This window comes from Sinorhizobium sp. P24N7, assembly GCF_042436655.1.
GTDB classification, from domain to species: domain Bacteria; phylum Pseudomonadota; class Alphaproteobacteria; order Rhizobiales; family Rhizobiaceae; genus Sinorhizobium; species Sinorhizobium meliloti_A.
Map to the genome: position 1 here is coordinate 1 of NZ_JBHMIW010000047.1, position 1,512 is coordinate 1,512.

2 protein-coding genes are annotated in these 1,512 nt (G+C 56.7%); both read left to right on the forward strand.

Annotated features, from left to right (window positions below; translation table 11 throughout):
* Nucleotides 1-1,314: ATP-binding protein (locus ACFHWW_RS33760; RefSeq protein WP_379943694.1), on the forward strand; the 1,314-nt coding region annotated here is incomplete at its 5' end.
* Between the two features lie 11 nt (nucleotides 1,315-1,325).
* Nucleotides 1,326-1,512, forward strand: a 187-nt coding sequence (locus tag ACFHWW_RS33765) for a response regulator (RefSeq protein ID WP_379943696.1), incomplete at its 3' end; no start/stop codon positions are given.

The following is a 1,512-nucleotide window of genomic DNA, read 5'->3' on the forward strand; positions in this document are numbered from 1 at the left end:
GTGACACATAAGCGAAGAGTTTGCATGCCAACCCGCAGTGGCTCCGCGACGCTTTTGATCGCCGTTATCGAGGACGTCACGGATCTACGAAAGGCTGAAACGGTGCTTCGGGCTAGTGAGGAGCATTATCGCTCCCTAGTCGAGCTTCACCCGCAAACGCCATGGGTGGCTGATAGCCTCGGCAACGTCACAGAAGTAGGGCCGGAATGGGAACAACTTTCAGGACGGCGTCGCAGCGATGCAGCAGGCACCGGATGGGAGACCTCCGTCCACCCAGCGGACATTCGACGGGTGAGGGCGGCCTGGGCGCGGGCCGTCATAGAGGGCGCACCGCTCGACATTGAATTTCGTATCGCCACTCCAGCGGGCGTCTACCGATGGTTTCGCAGTCGCGCTGCTCCCAAGCTAGCTACCGACGGCAGCGTTGAAAGATGGTACGGCCTTTTGGAGGATGTTAATGACCGACAGACCGCGCTCCAGGGGTTGCGGGACAGCGAAGCAAAGCTACGCGAGCATCGAGACAAACTAGAAAAGCTGGTGGACGTACGTACCGAAGAAGTGCGTCAGAAAAACGCGGAACTTGACCGAATGCTTCAACAAGAGCGCGAGGTCAATGCATTGCAGCGGCGTTTCGTAGCCATGATCTCGCATGAATTCCGCACGCCGCTCGCGATTATTGACGCCGCGGCGCAGCGGCTAACTCGTGTGAAAGCTTCTTCCCCTGAATTTCTGGCGGACAAGGCCGCACAGATAAAAGGTGCGGTTGTCCGAATGGTCGAGTTAATGGAAAGCGTCCTTGCCGCGGGCCGATTGGAAATGGGGACGATCGCAATCAACAAGCAGCCCATATCTCTCGGCAAGCTGGTTGAAGAATGCGTAATTCGTCGGCGCGAGATTAGCCCGGCACACCGTATTCACTTGGATGTATCGGGTCTTCCCGAGGAAGTGACAGCTGACCGAAGCGCGCTTGAACGCGTATTCGCGAATCTGCTCTCCAATGCCGTGAAGTATGCTCCGCAATCACCAGACGTTTTTGTGCATGGCTGGCAAGTGGACGGCGTTGCCAAGGTCAGCGTTCGCGACACGGGCATCGGAATTGACGAGCAGGATCTTTCGCGTCTTTTCGAGCCATACTTTCGGGCTCGCAGCGCGAGTGGCATCGCTGGAACAGGCATCGGCCTGAATATCGTTCGTGAGATTATCGAATTGCATGGTGGGACAGTCACCGTCAGCAGTGTGCCTGGTGAGGGAGCAACGTTCACCGTCGTTCTGCCCCCGTCCGACTGTGGCCGCGTGCAAGTGGAAGCCGCATAACTGGAGGAACTATGATTACTGTCCTTTGCATCGATGACGAAACTGACATTCGGAAGCTGCTAGTTGAGGAACTCGAGGACGCGGGCCTTAACACATTGGAGGCGGCGAACGGCGCAGAAGGGTTGGAAACGATCCTGAATGCTTGGCCGGATATCGTCATCTGCGATGTCTCAATGCCAATGATGAATGGGCATGAAT